Here is a 16,539-nt window from a genome sequence, read left to right as displayed (position 1 = left end):
CGTGAACGTGGCCCACACGGTGGAGATCTTCGGCACCTGCGCGGAGTGCGCCGCGGGGTGAGCGGGCTCTACGTGCGGGTGGGTCACGGGACCGCGGGGGGGGGGGGGGGGGGGCCCCCCCCCCCCCCCCCCCCCCCCCCCCCCCCCCACTCGTCTCAGGGCGAAGCCGGCGGATACAGCGAGCGCGGCAGTTGCGACGCCGCCGCCGCGTCCAGCAGCCACAGGGTGCGGGCGCGGCCCCGCGCACCGGCCGCCGGGGCCTGGATCTCGCCCGCGCCCGACAGGGCGATGGCCACCGCCTGCGCCTTGTCCTCGCCCGCCGCCAGCAGCCACACCTCACGCGCCGACCGGATCGCCGGAAGGGTGAGGGTGGTGCGGGTCGGCGGCGGCTTGGGCGCGCCGCGCACGCCGACCACCGTGCGCTCGGTCTCCCGCACGGCCGGCAGCTCGGGGAAGAGCGAGGCCACGTGGGTGTCCGGGCCGACGCCCAGCATCAGGACGTCGAAGCCGGGCACGCGGCCGTGGTTCTCCGGACCGGCCGCGCGGGCCAGCTCCTCCGCGTAGCCGGCCGCGGCCTCCTCCACGTCGGTGCCGTGGGGGCCGTCCGACGCGGGCATGGCGTGCACGCGCTCCGGGTCCAGGGGCACCGAGTCCAGCAGGGCCTCGCGGGCCTGCGTGACATTGCGGTCCGGGTCGCCCTCGGGCAGGAACCGCTCGTCGCCCCACCACAGGTCGAGCCGGCCCCAGTCCACGGCGTCGCGGGCGGGGGCCGCCGCCAGCGCGGCCAGCAGGCCGTTGCCGTTGCGGCCGCCGGTGAGGACCACGGACGCGTGGCCCCGGGAGGCCTGCGCGTCCACGATCTTCGTGATGAGACGGGCCGCGGCGGCCCGGGCCATCAGATCCTTGTCGCGGTGCACGACGAGCTGGGGCGTGCTCACTTCGCGGCCGCCTTCTTCACCGGGGCCTGCGCCGTCGCTTCCCCCGCGGGTGCTTTCGCGGCCACTTCGAGGGGAGTGGGGACCGCGACCGGTTCTCCTGGTTCTCCTTTGGCGACGGCTTCCGGAGCGTCGACCGTCGGTTCCGCCACGGCGGAACCCCCGGCCACCCGGTCACCCCCGTCGTCCGAGGTGTGCAACCGCTCCACCCCGAACCGCAGTGCCGACGCGTAGGTGTCGTCCGGGTCGAGCCGCCGCAGCTCCTCGGCGATCAGCTCCGCCGTGTCCCGGCGCTTGAGCGCCACCGCACGGTCGGGCTGCCCGTCGATGGACAGCGTGGCCAGCGAGCCGTCGGCCCGGTCCAGCACGATCGGGCCGCAGGACGTCGACAGCCGTACGGCCGTGAGGCCCGGCCCGCCGGACAGCGACCGCTGGACGGGCACGCCCAGCCGGTCGCCGAGCCACATCGCCAGCAGCTCGCAGCTCGGGTTGAACTCCTCGCCCTCCACCTCGACCGACTCGACCTCGCAGGTGACCTGGTCGAGAGCCGCGGCCAGCATCGAACGCCAGGGCGTGATGCGGGTCCACGACAGGTCGGTGTCACCGGGGGCGTAGGTCTCGGAACGGGCCGTCAGATCCCGCACCGGCTGCTCGGCGGCGTAGGTGTCGGTGACGCGGCGCTGGGCCAGCGCGCCGAGCGGGTCGGCGGCCGGGTCGAGCGGCGCGTTCACCGGCCACCAGGCGACCACGGGCGCGTCCGGCAGCAGCAGCGGCAGCACGACCGACTGCGCGTGGTCGGCCACCTCGCCGTACAGGCGCAGGATGACCGTCTCGCCGGTGCCCGCGTCCGCGCCCACCCGCACCTCGGCGTCCAGGCGGGACTGGGTGCGGTCGCGCGGGGAACGGGAGACACGCTTGATCACCACGAGCGTGCGCGAGGGGTGCTCGCGCGACGCGTCGCCCGCGGCCTTGAGCGCGTCGTACGCGTTCTCCTCGTCCGTGACGATGACCAGCGTGAGCACCATGCCCACGGCCGGCGTGCCGATGGCCCGCCGCCCCTGCACCAGCGCCTTGTTGATCTTGCTGGCCGTGGTGTCCGTGAGGTCTATCTTCATGGCCGGCGCCAGCTCCGTCCGTCTCGTTCGAGCATCTCGTCCGCCTCGACGGGGCCCCAGGTACCGGCCAGGTACTGGGCCGGCGTGCCGTTGGCGTCCCAGTACTGCTCGATCGGGTCGAGGATCTTCCAGGACAGCTCGACCTCCTCGGTGCGCGGGAAGAGGTTCGAGTCGCCGAGCAGCACGTCCAGGATGAGGCGCTCGTACGCCTCCGGGCTGGACTCCGTGAAGGACTCGCCGTACGCGAAGTCCATCGACACGTCCCGGATCTCCATGGAGGTGCCGGGGACCTTGGAGCCGAAGCGGACGGTGACGCCCTCGTCGGGCTGGACCCGGATGACGATCGCGTTCTTGCCCAGCTCCTCCGTCGCCGTGTGGTCGAAGGGCGAGTGCGGGGCGCGCTGGAAGACGACCGCGATCTCGGTGACGCGGCGGCCCAGGCGCTTGCCGGTGCGCAGGTAGAAGGGGACGCCCGCCCAGCGGCGGTTGTCCACCTCCAGCTTGATGGCCGCGTAGGTGTCGGTCTTCGACTTGGGGTCGATGCCCTCCTCCTGGAGGTAGCCGACCGCCTTCTCGCCGCCCTGCCAGCCGGCCGCGTACTGACCGCGCACCGTGTCGCGGCCCAGGTCCTTCGGCAGCCGGACGGCACCGAGGACCTTGGTCTTCTCCGCGGCGAGCGCGTCCGCGTCGAAGGAGGCGGGCTCCTCCATCGCGGTCAGCGCCATCAGCTGCAGGAGGTGGTTCTGGATGACGTCCCGGGCGGCGCCGATGCCGTCGTAGTAGCCGGCCCGGCCGCCGATGCCGATGTCCTCGGCCATCGTGATCTGCACGTGGTCGACGAAGGACCGGTTCCAGATCGGCTCGAACATCGTGTTGGCGAAGCGCAGCGCCAGGATGTTCTGGACGGTCTCCTTGCCCAGGTAGTGGTCGATGCGGAAGACCTGGTCCGGGGCGAAGACCTCGTGGACGATCGCGTTGAGTTCCTCGGCCGACCTCAGGTCGTGGCCGAACGGCTTCTCGATGACCGCGCGCCGCCACGAACCCTTCGACTGGTCGGCCAGCTGGTGCTTCTTCAGCTGCTGGATGACCACCGGGAAGGCGCCCGGGGGCACCGACAGGTAGAAGGCGAAGTTGCCGCCCGTGCCCTGTGCCTTGTCGAGTTCGTCGATCGTCGAGCGCAGCCGCTCGAAGGCGTCGTCGTCGTCGAAGGTGCCCTGCACGAAGCGCATGCCCTGGATGAGCTGCTGCCAGACCTCCTCGCGGAAGGGGGTGCGGGCGTGCTCCTTCACCGCGTCGTGGACTTCCTGGGCGAAGTCCTCGTGGGCCCATTCGCGGCGGGCGAACCCGACCAGCGAGAAGCCCGGCGGCAGCAGACCCCGGTTGGCGAGGTCGTACACCGCGGGCATCAGCTTCTTCCGTGACAAATCGCCCGTGACACCGAAGATGACCAGACCCGACGGCCCCGCGATACGCGGGAGCCGTCGGTCTGCGGGGTCACGCAGCGGATTGCTGCTCGACAAATTCTCAGCCCTCCGAAGGGGCGAGGCGCTGGAGCTCCGCCTCGGTCGACTTGAGCAGGTCGTTCCAGGACGCCTCGAACTTCTCGACGCCCTCGTCTTCCAGGAGCTGCACCACGTCGTCGTACGAGATCCCGAGCTTCTCGACCGCGTCGAGGTCGGCGCGGGCCTGCTCGTAGGTGCCGGCCACGGTGTCGCCGGTGACCTCGCCGTGGTCCTCGGTGGCGAACAGGGTCGCCTCGGGCATGGTGTTCACCGTGTTCGGCGCGACCAGGTCGACGACGTACATCGTGTCGCGGTACGCCGGGTCCTTCACGCCGGTGGACGCCCACAGGGCACGCTGCTTGTTCGCGCCCGCCTTCTCCAGGGCGCTCCAGCGCTCGCCCGCGAAGACCTCCTCGTACGCCTGGTAGGCGAGCCGGGCGTTGGCCACGCCGGCCTTGCCGCGGGCGGCCTTGGCCTCGTCGGTGCCGAGCGCGTCGAGCCGCTTGTCGATCTCGGTGTCCACGCGGGACACGAAGAAGGACGCCACCGAGTGGATCAGGGACAGGTCCAGACCGCGCTCCCTGGCCTTCTCCAGGCCGGCCAGGTACGCGTCCATGACCTGGCGGTAGCGCTCCAGGGAGAAGATCAGCGTGACGTTGACGCTGATGCCCAGGCCGACGACCTCGGTGATGGCCGGCAGGCCGCCCATCGTGGCCGGGATCTTGATCAGCGTGTTGGGGCGGTCGACCAGCCAGGCCAGCTGCCTGGCCTCGGCGACCGTCGCCTTGGTGTTGTGGGCGAGACGTGGGTCGACCTCGATCGACACCCGGCCGTCCTGGCCGCCGGTGGCGTCGAAGACCGGGCGCAGGATGTCGGCGGCGTCACGGACGTCCGCCGTCGTGATCATGCGGATGGCCTCTTCGACGGTGACCTTGCGGGCGGCGAGGTCGGAGAGCTGCTGGTCGTAACCGTCGCCCTGCGAGATCGCCTTCTGGAAGATCGACGGGTTGGTGGTGACGCCCACGACGTGCTGCTGGTCGATCAGCTCGGCGAGGTTGCCGGACGTGATCCGCTTGCGCGACAGGTCGTCCAGCCAGATCGCGACGCCCTCCTCGGAGAGGCGCTTGAGTGCGTCTGTCATGGAATTACATCTCCTACGGGTCGTGTACGGGCGTCAGCGCTGGGCGGCCGCGAGGGATTCCCGGGCCTTGTCGGCCACGTTCTCGGCAGTGAAGCCGAACTCGCGGAAGAGGACCTTGCCGTCGGCGGAGGCACCGAAGTGCTCCAGGGAAACGATGCGGCCGGCGTCCCCGACGTACTGGTGCCAGGTGAGGCCGATACCCGCCTCGACGGCGACCCGGGCCTTCACGGAAGGCGGCAGCACGCTGTCCCGGTACCCCTGGTCCTGCTCCTCGAACCACTCCACGGACGGCATGGACACCACCCGCGTCGGCACGCCGTCGGCCTCCAGCCGCTCGCGCGCCTCGACGGCCAGGTGCACCTCGGAACCGGTCGCGATCAGGATCAGCTCGGGCGTGCCGGTGGAGGCCTCCACCAGGACGTAGCCGCCCTTGGCCGCGTCCTCGTTCGGCTCGTACGTCGGCACGCCCTGGCGGGTGAGGACCAGGCCGTGCGGGGCGCCCTTGCCGAAGACCTTCGTGTAGCGCTTGAGGATCTCGCGCCAGGCGATCGCCGTCTCGTTGGCGTCGGCGGGGCGGACCACGTTCAGGCCGGGGATCGCGCGCAGCGACGCCAGGTGCTCGACCGGCTGGTGGGTGGGACCGTCCTCGCCGAGACCGACGGAGTCGTGCGTCCACACGTAGGTCACCGGCAGGTGCATCAGGGCCGACAGCCGGACCGCGTTGCGCATGTAGTCGGAGAACACGAGGAACGTGCCGCCGTAGACGCGGGTGTTGCCGTGCAGCGCGATGCCGTTCATCTCCGCGGCCATCGAGTGCTCGCGGATGCCGAAGTGCACCGTGCGGCCGTACGGGCTCGCCTCCGGCAGCGGGTTGTCCGCCGGGAGGAACGACGACGTCTTGTCGATCGTCGTGTTGTTCGAGCCGGCCAGGTCGGCCGAACCGCCCCACAGCTCGGGGATCACCGCGCCGAGCGCCTGGAGCACCTTGCCGGACGCGGCCCGGGTGGCGACGCCCTTGCCGGGCTCGAAGACCGGGATCTGCTCCTCCCAGCCGGCCGGCAGCTCGGCCGCCGCGACGCGGTCGTACTCGGCCGCGCGCTCGGGGTTGTTGTCCCGCCACAGCTGGTAGGACTTCTCCCACTCCGCCTTCGCCTGGGCACCGCGCTCCAGGGCCTGCCGGGTGTGGGCGATGACCTCGTCCGCGACCTCGAAGGACTGCTCCGGGTCGAAGCCCAGGACGCGCTTGGTGGCCGCGACCTCCTCGTCGCCGAGCGCCGAGCCGTGCGCGGCCTCGGTGTTCTGCGCGTTCGGGGCGGGCCAGGCGATGATCGAGCGCATCGCGATGAACGACGGGCGGTCCGTGACCTGCTTCGCCGCCTCGATCGCGTCGTGGAGAGCGTGCGGGTCGAGGTCGCCGTCCGGCTTCGGGGCGACCCGCTGCACGTGCCAGCCGTACGCCTCGTACCGCTTGACCGTGTCCTCGGAGACGGCCGTCTCGGTGTCGCCCTCGATCGAGATGTGGTTGTCGTCCCACAGCAGCACCAGGTTGCCGAGCTTCTGGTGACCGGCCAGCGAGGACGCCTCGGCGGAGATGCCCTCCTGGAGGCAGCCGTCACCGGCGATGCAGTAGACGAAGTGGTCGAAGGGGGACTCGCCCTGCGGCGCCTCCGGGTCGAACAGACCGCGCTCGTAGCGGGCGGCCATGGCCATGCCCACCGCGTTGGCCACACCCTGGCCCAGCGGACCGGTGGTGGTCTCGACGCCCGTGGTGTGCCCGTACTCCGGGTGGCCGGGGGTCTTCGAGCCCCACGTCCTGAAGGCCTTCAGGTCGTCCAGCTCCAGGCCGAAGCCGGCCAGGTACAGCTGGGTGTAGAGGGTCAGGGACGAGTGGCCCGCGGACAGCACGAAGCGGTCGCGGCCGACCCAGTCGGCGTCGGCGGGGTCGTGCCGCATCACCTTCTGGAAGAGGGTGTACGCGGCAGGCGCCAGGCTCATCGCCGTACCGGGATGGCCGTTGCCGACCTTCTGTACGGCGTCGGCGGCCAGGACGCGGGCGGTGTCGACGGCCCGCTGGTCCAACTCGGTCCACTCGAGGTCTGTGGTGGTCGGCTTGGTGCTCACCCTGGGTCAGGGCTCCTCTCCACATGTCGAATACCGGTTGCTTCGGGCGCGCGCCCACCGGCTGCCGGTGACTGGATAACCACCGGCCGTCGTCGAGCCTACCCCCGTGGGGACGTGCGTTTTTTCGAGTCGTTCCAGACTGCCGGGCCATCCGGGGATCCGCCTCCCGACCGGCCGAAGCCGCCTTCGGCACATGAATACGGGGCCGCTCATCTGACCGCTCAATCGAGCCTCCGCGCGATCGATGAGCGCACCTGCGTACGAGAGATGAGCGCACCCGCGTACGAGGGCCGGAACGGCTGCCGGGCGTGGCCCCCCAACACGACCCCACCCCCGCGAAGCCCGGGGTATGGGCAACGTCTACAGTGGCGTGGTACGCGCGAGCCTTTACCCGTACTTCAGGCGGGGAGGCTCGCTGGGATGTCTCTGTCAGGGGTGTGCGTGACGGCCGTTGAATCCCGTCCAGCGGGGGTTATCGGGACGAGCCAGAGCCCGAGTCGGCGGCCGGTGGGGGCCCGTGTCATGGCCTTCGTGGCGCTGACCAAGCCGCGGATCATCGAGCTGCTGCTGATCACCACCGTTCCGGTGATGTTCCTGGCCCAGCAGGGGGTGCCGGACCTCGGTCTGGTGCTGCTCACCTGCCTGGGCGGCTATCTCTCGGCGGGCGGCGCCAACGCGCTGAACATGTACATCGACCGCGACATCGACGCCCTGATGGACCGCACCTCGCAGCGTCCGCTGGTCACCGGAATGGTCAGCCCCCGCGAGTGCCTCGCCTTCGGCATCACCCTCGCGGTCGTATCGACCCTCCTGTTCGGCCTGACCGTCAACTGGCTGTCCGCCTGGCTGGCCCTCGGCGCGCTCCTCTTCTACGTCGTCGTCTACACGATGCTCCTCAAGCGCCGTACCTCGCAGAACATCGTCTGGGGCGGCATCGCCGGCTGCATGCCGGTCCTGATCGGCTGGTCCGCCGTCACCGACTCCCTCTCGTGGGCGCCGGTCGTCCTCTTCCTCGTCATGTTCTTCTGGACCCCGCCGCACTACTGGCCGCTGTCCATGAAGGTGCGCGAGGACTACGCGCGCGTGGGCGTGCCGATGCTGCCGGTCATCGCCTCCAACAAGGTGGTCGCCAAGCAGATCGTCATCTACAGCTGGGTGATGGTCGCCGTCTCGCTGCTGCTGACCCCGCTCGGCTACACCGGCTGGTTCTACACCACGGTCGCCCTCGCGGCCGGCGGCTGGTGGCTGTGGGAGGCGCACTCCCTCCAGAACCGCGCGAAGGCGGAGACCACGGGCGGCAAGCTCAAGGAGATGCGGCTGTTCCACTGGTCCATCACCTACGTCTCGCTGCTGTTCGTGGCGGTCGCGGTGGACCCCTTCCTGCGGTGAGGGCCCCTTCCGGTGAGGCCCCTTCCTGAGAGCCCCTGAGCGGCCCGGCGGCCGGGGTGCGTGGTCAAGGCCACGCACCCCGGCCGTCGCCGTTCGATCTACCCGTCGGTAGCATCCTGGGCATGGCAGACACCAAGCAGGTTGACGAGACCGCGGACGCCAAGCGGGCCGCGAAGGCCGAGCGCGCGGCGGCCCGCCTCGCCAAGCGGATCAGCACCTTCTCCCAGGCGCACGGCGGCGCCGAGGGCCAGGTCGCCCACCTCGGCGAGCGCGGCGCCCGGATCGTGCTCGTCGGCGAGGACGGCGGCTGGGGCGACCTCGTGGCGCCCAGTGTGGAGATCGCGGCCAAGGCGGTCGAGAAGTCCGGGATCACCGTCCACGAGAACTTCGACGGCGAGTTCGCCGCCAAGGTGACGACCGGCCCGTACGAGTGGACCCGGATGGCCGGGATCCAGGTCGGCGGCCCGAGCAACACCTGAGCAACACCTGACGCCGGGTTCACCCGTTAGGACGTGTGAGGAGCACATCGAGCACACGGTCCAACCGCGGGAGCCCCGGATGATCGAAACACCGTCCCTGGTGGACCAGCACTGCCACGGCGTTCTGAGGACGGAGCTGGGCCTCGGCACCTTCGAGGCCCAGCTGGCCCGCACCGAGGGGCCGCCCGCGCCCGGCACCACCCTGTTCGACACCCAGACCGGCTTCGCGGTGCGCCGCTGGTGCCCCCCGCTGCTCGGCCTGGAACCGCACTGCCCGCCCGCCCGCTACCTCGCCCGCCGCCGCGAACTGGGCGTGCTGGAGGCGGGCCGCCGACTGCTGCGCGGCAGCGGCATCACCACCTACCTCGTCGACACCGGCCTGCCCGGCGACCTCACCGGCCCCGACGAGATCGCCTCCGCGGGTGAGGCCGAGGCCCGCGAGATCGTCCGGCTGGAACCGCTGGCCGAGCAGGTCGCCGACACCTCCGGCACCGTCGAGTCCTTCCTCGCCAACCTCGCCGAAGCGGTGCACGGCGCCGCGGCGACGGCCGTGGCCTTCACCTCGGTGGCCGGCGCGCGCCACGGTCTCGCCCTCGCGCCCGAGCCGCCCGGACCGGGCGAGGTCCGGGGCGCGGCGGGCCGCTGGCTCGCGGGGCGCCGCGCCGGCGGGGAGGTGAACGACCCCGTGCTGCTGCGGCACCTGCTGTGGATCGCCGTCGCCGCGGGGCGGCCGCTCCAGCTCCACGCGGGTCTCGGCGAACCCGGCCTGCGCGGGGAGCGCACCGACCCCGTCCTGCTGACCGACTTCGTCCGTGCCACGGCCGGCCTCGGCACCGACCTGGTGCTGCTGCACGGCTACCCCCACCACCGGCAGGCCGCCCATCTCGCCGGTGTCTTCCCGCACGTCTACGCCGACTCCGGTGCGGCCCTCGTCCGCACCGGCGCCCGCGCGGCGACGGTCCTCGCCGAGATCCTGGAGCTGGCCCCCTTCGGCAAGATCCTCTTCTCCAGCGGGGCCCGCGGACTGCCCGAGCTGCACGTCGTGGGTGCCCGGCTGTTCCGCGAGGCCCTGGGGCGGGTGCTCGGCGGCTGGGTGGCGGAGGACGCGTGGTCCCTCACGGACGCCCAGCGGGTGGCGGGGCTGGTCGCGGCGGGTAACGCGCGGCGGGTCTACGGGCTGGGATGAACGAAGGCCCCACCGGCCGGAGCGTGCCCCACCGGCCGGAGCGTGTCGTACCGGACGGTGCGTGCCCCACCGGTCGGAGCGTGTCGTACCGGACGGTGCGTGCCCCACCGGTCGGAGCGTGTCGTACCGGACGGTGCGTGCCCCACCGGACGGTGCGTGCCCCACCGGACGGTGCGTGTCGTACCGGACGGTGCGGATGCCGTACCGGACCGGGCGGATGTGGACCGAAGCCCTGCTCGACCGCTTCCTGGGCGCCCTGGAGCCCCTCGAACCCCTCTCGCCGTCGGGCGGCACGGCTCGCTCGCCGGCGGCGACCACCAGGAGGGCCGCAGCGATCTGGACCTGATCGCGGTGCTGCCCGCACCCGTGCGGCCCGGCACGGTGTGGCGGGTGGGCGTCCTGCGCCAGGGGCTGCGCGCCGGCCCACTCGGGGCGAAGCTGCACTGCAGCTACCTGACCCCGGCCACGGTCGCGGACCCCGGGCACCGGCACCTGACCTGGCGCACCAGGAGCTGATGTGCCGCCCGGTTCCCCCGTCACCCGCCGCGAGCTGCACGTCTTCGGGCGGGTCCGGTACGGCGGCGCCCCGGGCGAGCTGCTGCCGCAGGCGCCGGACCGCGAGCCGGCGGAGTTCGTGGTGTCCGACCAGCGGGACTTCTGGCGGCCCGCCGTGGACAGGGCGCACCTGTGGACGCGGGACGTCCGGGTCGACATGGGCCCGGTGACCTCCGCGTGGGCGACGGTCACGCTGCGGGAGGGGCGGCTGATCTCCAGGCGCGAGGCACTGGAGGAGCTGCCCGGCCTCGGGGCGTCCGCCGAGATCGTCGAGGACATCCGGCGGCGCCGCTACGGCGGGCCCGCTCCCGTTCCCTCCCGAAAGGGGTGGCGGGTCCGCAGGGCCGAGCCGGTGCGCGACTGGCTCGGACCGGCGGTCGACGACCTGGTGGCGGCGTACGCCTGGGCCGGGGACGCGGGCCGGCAGCGGTCACGTACGGACGCCGGGAGGCGTCAGGCGCGGGTGCCGGGAGGCGCCAGGCGCGGGTGCCGGGAGGCGTCAGGCGTGGCTGCCGACGGTCGCCTCCGCCGCCGGTCCCGGCACGTCGAGCACCGTGTCCGGGCGCTCGCGCAGGGACAGCAGGACGCGCAGGACCGCGATCCACACCAGGCAGGAGCCGAGCATGTGCAGGCCGACCAGGACCTCGGGGAGGTCCGTGAAGTACTGGACGTAGCCGATGACGCCCTGGGCGAGGAGCACCAGGAAGAGCTCGCGGGTGCGGTGCAGCGGGCCCTCGGGGGAGTCGACCGCCTTGAGGACGAACCACAGGGCGAAGGTCAGCGTCACCACGATCCAGGCGAGCACGGCGTGCAGCTTGGACACGGTCTCCCAGTCCAGCGGCATGCGCGCGACCTCGCTGGAGTCGCCCGCGTGCGGACCGGCCCCGGTGACCACCGTGCCGACCGCGATCAGCAGCACGGACGCGATGACCAGGAACCACACCAGCTGCCGCACGGCCTGGCCGACCAGCGGCCCGGGCGCCCCGTCGCCCTCCCGGGTGCGCTGCCACATCACCGTGGCGACCGCGATCAGCGCGGAGGAGAGCAGGAAGTGGGCCGCGACCGTGTACGGGTTCAGCCCCACCAGCACGACGATCCCGCCGAGGACGGCGTTGCCCATCACGACCCAGAACTGCGCCCAGCCCAGCCGGACGAGCCCGCGCCGGTACGGCTTCTGCGAGCGGGCGGCGACGATCGCCCAGCCCACCGCGGCGCACAGCACGTACGTCAGCAGGCGGTTGCCGAACTCGATGGCGCCGTGGAGGCCCATCTCGCTGGTCGAGGTGAGCGAGTCGGCGGTGCACTTCGGCCAGGTCGGGCAGCCGAGGCCGGAGCCGGTGAGCCGGACGGCACCACCGGTGACCACGATGACCACCGACATCACGAGCGCGGCGAGGGCCGCCCGCTGGACCGTCCGGGAATCGGGGGTCCAGCGGGCGGCGATGAAGGCGAGGGGGTTGCGCACGGCCGCTACGGCGTCGGCGCGGGTCACGTTCGGCACGCCGTCCATCGTAAGGGTCCGCTTGTGCACGCTTTCACGAGGGTCCCGGGCGGGCCCGGAGCGGGTCATTCCCAGCGGAAGAACCGGCCGGCCGCGGCCAGCCCCAGGGCCGCCCACACGGCGAGGATCCCCAGGTCGCCCCACGGCATCGCGGCCCCGTGCCGGAGCACGTCGCGCAGTCCGTCCGAGAGCGCCGAGATCGGCAGCAGGGCGAGCACGTCCTGGGCGCCCGGGGGGAACTTCTCCAGCGGCACGATCACCCCGCCGCCCACCAGGAACAGCAGGAACACCAGGTTGGCGGCGCCCAGCGTGGCCTCCGCCCGCAGCGTGCCCGCCATCAGCAGACCGAGGCCCGAGAAGGCCGCCGTGCCGAGGACCAGCAGCAGCAGCACGGCGAACGGGTTGCCGTGCGGCGACCAGCCCAGCGCGAAGGCGATCACCGTCAGCAGGGCGACCTGGAGGACCTCCGTGACCAGCACGGCGAGCGTCTTCGCGGCCATCAGCCCCCAACGGGGGAGCGGGGAGGCCGCCAGCCGCTTGAGCACGCCGTACCGGCGCTCGAAGCCCGTGGCGATGGCCTGTCCGGTGAACGCCGTCGACATCACGGCGAGCGCGAGGACGCCGGGGGTCAGGAAGTCGACCGCCTCGCCGGCGCCGGTGTCGATGATGTCCACCGAGCTGAACAGCACCAGCAGCAGGGTCGGGATCACGACGGTCAGCAGGAGCTGCTCACCGTTGCGCAGGAGCATCTTCGTCTCCAGCGCCGCCTGGGCCCTGATCATGCGGGGCAGCGGAGCGGCCCCCGGCTTCGGCGTGTACGTACCGGTGGCCGTCATGAACGCAGCTCCTTGCCGGTGAGCTCCAGGCCGTGTCCTTCCGGGGTGCGACCCCCGGACCCCCGGCCGGTCTTGTGGCGGGCGGGAGGAATCATGAACGCAGCTCCTTGCCGGTGAGCTCCAGGAAGACGTCTTCGAGGGTGTGCCGCTCCACCGAGATCCGGTCCGGCATCACTCCGTGCTGCGCGCACCACGAGGTCACCGTGGCCAGCATCTGCGGGTCCACCTTGCCGGTGATCCGGTACGAGCCCGGTGTCGGTTCGGTGGCCTCGCTGTCGGCGGGCAGCGCCTTGAGCAGGGAGGTCACGTCCAGGCCGGGGCGGCCGCTGAAGCGGAGGGTGTTCTCGGCGCCGCCGCGGCACAGCTCCTCGGGGGAGCCCTGGGCGATGACCCTGCCCGCGTCGATGATCGCCACGTCGTCGGCGAGCTGCTCGGCCTCGTCCATGTGGTGCGTGGTGAGGATGACCGAGACCCCGTCCGCGCGCAGGTCCCGGACCAGGTCCCAGGTGGCGCGGCGGGCCTGCGGGTCCAGACCGGCGGTCGGCTCGTCGAGGAACACCAGCTCCGGGCGCCCCACCACGGCCATCGCGAGCGCGAGGCGCTGCTGCTGGCCTCCGGACAGCCGCCGGTACGTCGTGCGGCCGCAACCGCCCAGCCCCAGCCGCTCGACGAGCGCGTCCACGTCCAGCGGGTGCGCGTGCAGCCGGGCGACGTGCCGCAGCATCTCGTCGGCCCGCGCCCCCGAGTAGACGCCCCCGGACTGGAGCATCACCCCGATCCGGGGGTGCAGGTCGCGGGCCTGTCCCACCGGGTCGAGGCCGAGGACGCGGACGCTGCCGGAGTCCGGCCTGCGGTAGCCCTCGCAGGTCTCGACGGTGGTCGTCTTGCCCGCGCCGTTGGGGCCGAGTACGGCCGTCACGCCCGCCTCGGCCACCAGGTCGAGGCCGTCCACCGCGGTCTTCGTGCCGTACCGCTTCACCAGGGCCTGGACCTGGACCACGGGCTCGCTTCGCATGGGTCCAGAGTCTAGGTTCGCGAACGGGCGCCCGGACGGGCGGGTGCGGGAAGCCGCCGCCGGCCCCCGCGGGCGGGCCCCGGACCTGCTCCTCGCGAGAGCGGCACACCGCTTCGAGCACCGCTCCCCGGGCCCCGCTCGGCGCACGCGTGCCGCGAGCGGGGCCCGGGGTCCCTCGTTCGGATCATGCCGGGCTCGCGGGCCCTGGTGCCGCCCCTCGCCGCGTTGTCGTCGGTCGCCGGGGCTCCGCCCCGACTCCCTCCTCCGCCTCGCGAGGCTCCCCCACCGCCCGAAAGGCGCGGGAGGTGCCCCCGGCACCGGACCCCGCTCCCTGAACCGGCCCGATCCGAACGAAAGACCCCAGGGGCGACGCCGATCCCGCGAGTGGGGGCGAGGCGACCGTTCCGGCCGGCCGGAGATCGTTCGCGCAGGTCAGATTAGGTTCACCTAAGTGACGCAGGGCACCGGGCGGTGATCCGGACGCGGCTTGCCTGCCTCCGAGGAATTACGCAACAATGGCGTTGTGAAAAACGTCGGCGAGGCTCGGGAGACCCCCACGGGGACCCCTCAGGAGGAGTTGGCGACCGGTGAGCGCTCCACGCGCAACCGTGTCGCGCGCTCCATCCTGGACCACGGGCCGTCGACCGTCGCCGAGCTGGCCGGACGGCTGGGGCTCACCCAGGCCGCCGTACGCCGGCATCTGGACGCGCTGGTCGCCGACGACGTCGTGGCGCCGCGCGAGCAGCGGGTGTACGGAGCGCGGACGCGCGGGCGTCCCGCGAAGGTCTTCGCCCTCACCGACTGCGGCCGCGACGCCTTCGACCAGTCGTACGACAAGCTCGCCGCGGACGCCCTGCGCTTCATCCAGGAGCGGTTCGGCGGGGACGAGGCCGTCGCCGCCTTCGCCCGCGCGAGGATCGCCGAACAGGCCGCCGGCTACCGCCAGGCGATCGAGGCCGCCGGGCCCGAACAGCGCACCCAGGCCCTGGCCAAGGCCCTGAGCGCCGACGGGTACGCTGCTACGGCGCGCAGCGCACCGGTCGGCGAACAGCTGTGCCAGCACCACTGCCCCGTCGCCCATGTCGCGGAGAAGTTCCCCCAGCTCTGCGAGGCGGAGACCGAGATCTTCTCCCAGCTGCTCGGAACGCACGTCCAGCGGCTGGCGACCATCGCGCACGGCGACGGCGTCTGCACGACGTTCATCCCCAAGATTTCCGCCACGACTGATCACCGCACCGATCACACCACCGATATCGCATCTGCAAGCACGGCCGGGAGGAACCCCGCATGACTCTCCCCACGGAGACTGCCCACCCCGAACTCGAGGGCCTGGGTAAGTACGAATACGGCTGGGCCGACTCCGACACGGCCGGCGCCTCTGCGAAGCGCGGCATCAACGAGGACGTCGTCCGCGACATCTCGGCGAAGAAGAACGAGCCGGAGTGGATGACCAAGCTCCGGCTCAAGGGCCTGCGCCTGTTCGAGAAGAAGCCCATGCCGAACTGGGGCTCGGACCTGTCGGGGATCGACTTCGACAACATCAAGTACTTCGTGCGCTCCACGGAGAAGCAGGCGGAGTCCTGGGAGGACCTGCCCGAGGACATCAAGAACACGTACGACAAGCTGGGCATCCCCGAGGCGGAGAAGCAGCGCCTCGTCGCCGGTGTCGCGGCCCAGTACGAGTCCGAGGTCGTCTACCACCAGATCCGCGAGGACCTGGAGGAGCAGGGCGTCATCTTCCTCGACACCGACACGGCGCTGAAGGAGCACCCGGAGCTCTTCAAGGAGTACTTCGGCACCGTCATCCCGGTCGGCGACAACAAGTTCGCGTCGCTGAACACCGCGGTGTGGTCCGGCGGCTCCTTCATCTACGTGCCGCCGGGCGTGCACGTCGAGATCCCGCTCCAGGCCTACTTCCGCATCAACACGGAGAACATGGGCCAGTTCGAGCGGACCCTGATCATCGTCGACGAGGGCGCCTACGTGCACTACGTCGAGGGCTGCACGGCGCCGATCTACAAGTCGGACTCGCTGCACTCCGCGGTCGTCGAGATCATCGTCAAGAAGAACGCCCGCTGCCGTTACACGACCATCCAGAACTGGTCGAACAACGTCTACAACCTGGTCACCAAGCGCGCCGTCGCCTACGAGGGCGCGACCATGGAGTGGATCGACGGCAACATCGGTTCCAAGGTGACGATGAAGTACCCGGCCGTCTACCTGATGGGCGAGCACGCCAAGGGCGAGACCCTGTCCATCGCCTTCGCGGGCGAGGGCCAGCACCAGGACGCCGGCTCCAAGATGGTCCACATGGCGCCGAACACCTCCTCCAACATCGTCTCGAAGTCCGTGGCGCGCGGCGGCGGCCGCACCTCCTACCGCGGCCTCGTCGAGATCGGCGAGGGCGCCCACGGCTCCAAGTCCAACGTGCTGTGCGACGCGCTGCTCGTGGACACCATCTCCCGCTCCGACACGTACCCGTACGTGGACGTCCGCGAGGACGACGTGTCCATGGGCCACGAGGCGACCGTCTCCAAGGTCTCCGAGGACCAGCTCTTCTACCTGATGAGCCGTGGTCTGAGCGAGTTCGAGGCGATGGCCATGATCGTGCGCGGCTTCGTCGAGCCCATCGCCAAGGAGCTGCCGATGGAGTACGCGCTGGAGCTCAACCGGCTGATCGAGCTGCAGATGGAGGGCGCGGTCGGTTAGGACCCGCCCACCACCCACAGCCAGCGAAACCTGACGTAGGAAGAGAGCAGACTGA

The 16,539-nt window shown here is 71.8% G+C and carries 13 protein-coding genes and 1 pseudogene; 6 read left to right on the top strand and 8 right to left on the bottom strand.

The genetic code is table 11. The features are described 5' to 3' along the window. Positions 1-155: 155 nt before the first annotated feature. From pgl to tkt, 5 genes are read right to left on the bottom strand one after another with little or no spacing between them, the layout of a single operon-like run. The gene (gene pgl, locus ACGFQC_RS32330) at positions 156-938 is read right to left on the bottom strand and encodes a 6-phosphogluconolactonase (protein ID WP_363091195.1); all 783 of its coding nucleotides are present in this window, start codon (positions 936-938) and stop codon (positions 156-158) included. Next, a complete protein-coding gene (gene opcA, locus ACGFQC_RS32325; RefSeq protein WP_363091194.1) occupies positions 935-2,050 on the bottom strand; it encodes a glucose-6-phosphate dehydrogenase assembly protein OpcA in 1,116 nt (371 codons plus the stop codon). The genes pgl and opcA overlap by 4 nt, the downstream gene beginning before the upstream one ends. Beyond that, entirely contained in the window at positions 2,047-3,570 is a 1,524-nt protein-coding gene (gene zwf, locus ACGFQC_RS32320; protein WP_363091193.1) for a glucose-6-phosphate dehydrogenase, read from the bottom strand. The genes opcA and zwf overlap by 4 nt, the downstream gene beginning before the upstream one ends. 4 nt (positions 3,571-3,574) lie before the next feature. Beyond that, positions 3,575-4,693, bottom strand: a complete 1,119-nt coding sequence (gene tal / locus ACGFQC_RS32315) for a transaldolase (protein ID WP_363091192.1) — start codon at positions 4,691-4,693, stop codon at positions 3,575-3,577. A gap of 33 nt (positions 4,694-4,726) precedes the next feature. Continuing rightward, on the bottom strand, positions 4,727-6,814 hold the full coding sequence (gene tkt, locus ACGFQC_RS32310) for a transketolase (protein WP_363091191.1): 2,088 nt from the start codon (positions 6,812-6,814) through the stop codon (positions 4,727-4,729). 420 nt (positions 6,815-7,234) lie between these two features. Here tkt and ACGFQC_RS32305 point away from each other — a divergent pair, with 420 nt between their 5' ends. From ACGFQC_RS32305 to ACGFQC_RS32290, 4 genes and pseudogenes are all read left to right on the top strand, one after another. Continuing rightward, positions 7,235-8,203: a heme o synthase gene (locus ACGFQC_RS32305; RefSeq protein ID WP_393289043.1), complete on the top strand. Its 969-nt coding sequence runs from the start codon at positions 7,235-7,237 to the stop codon at positions 8,201-8,203. Between the two features lie 122 nt (positions 8,204-8,325). After that, complete coding sequence (locus ACGFQC_RS32300) at positions 8,326-8,682, top strand: hypothetical protein (RefSeq protein WP_363091190.1); 357 nt, start codon at positions 8,326-8,328, stop codon at positions 8,680-8,682. 79 nt (positions 8,683-8,761) lie between these two features. After that, the gene (locus tag ACGFQC_RS32295; protein ID WP_363091189.1) at positions 8,762-9,868 is read left to right on the top strand and encodes an amidohydrolase family protein; all 1,107 of its coding nucleotides are present in this window, start codon (positions 8,762-8,764) and stop codon (positions 9,866-9,868) included. 217 nt (positions 9,869-10,085) lie between these two features. Beyond that, positions 10,086-10,823: pseudogene (locus ACGFQC_RS32290) on the top strand (nucleotidyltransferase); the annotation flags it as partial. A gap of 99 nt (positions 10,824-10,922) precedes the next feature. Here ACGFQC_RS32290 and ACGFQC_RS32285 read toward each other — a convergent pair. The 3 genes from ACGFQC_RS32285 to ACGFQC_RS32275 form a co-directional block, all read right to left on the bottom strand. Beyond that, positions 10,923-11,933, bottom strand: a complete 1,011-nt coding sequence (locus ACGFQC_RS32285; RefSeq protein WP_363091188.1) for a COX15/CtaA family protein — start codon at positions 11,931-11,933, stop codon at positions 10,923-10,925. 56 nt (positions 11,934-11,989) lie between these two features. Next, the gene (locus tag ACGFQC_RS32280) at positions 11,990-12,760 is read right to left on the bottom strand and encodes an ABC transporter permease (RefSeq protein WP_363091187.1); all 771 of its coding nucleotides are present in this window, start codon (positions 12,758-12,760) and stop codon (positions 11,990-11,992) included. Between the two features lie 91 nt (positions 12,761-12,851). Next, positions 12,852-13,775 (bottom strand): ABC transporter ATP-binding protein, encoded by a 924-nt coding sequence (locus ACGFQC_RS32275; RefSeq protein WP_363091186.1) that lies wholly within the window; start codon positions 13,773-13,775, stop codon positions 12,852-12,854. 523 nt (positions 13,776-14,298) lie between these two features. Between ACGFQC_RS32275 and ACGFQC_RS32270 the strand changes: the two genes are divergently transcribed. Together ACGFQC_RS32270 and sufB are read left to right on the top strand one after the other, a co-directional pair. Further along, positions 14,299-15,066 carry a metalloregulator ArsR/SmtB family transcription factor gene (locus ACGFQC_RS32270; RefSeq protein WP_363091185.1) on the top strand — a complete coding sequence of 256 codons (768 nt, stop codon included), beginning with the start codon at positions 14,299-14,301 and terminating at the stop codon, positions 15,064-15,066. Continuing rightward, on the top strand, positions 15,063-16,484 hold the full coding sequence (gene sufB, locus ACGFQC_RS32265) for a Fe-S cluster assembly protein SufB (RefSeq protein ID WP_363091184.1): 1,422 nt from the start codon (positions 15,063-15,065) through the stop codon (positions 16,482-16,484). Before ACGFQC_RS32270 ends, sufB begins: the two co-directional genes overlap by 4 nt. Positions 16,485-16,539: the final 55 nt, after the last annotated feature.

The organism is Streptomyces sp. NPDC048734 (assembly GCF_043198675.1).
In the GTDB taxonomy this organism is placed as follows: domain Bacteria; phylum Actinomycetota; class Actinomycetes; order Streptomycetales; family Streptomycetaceae; genus Streptomyces.
Note: the sequence above shows the minus strand (reverse complement) of the source record. Positions and strands in the feature narration are given on the sequence as shown.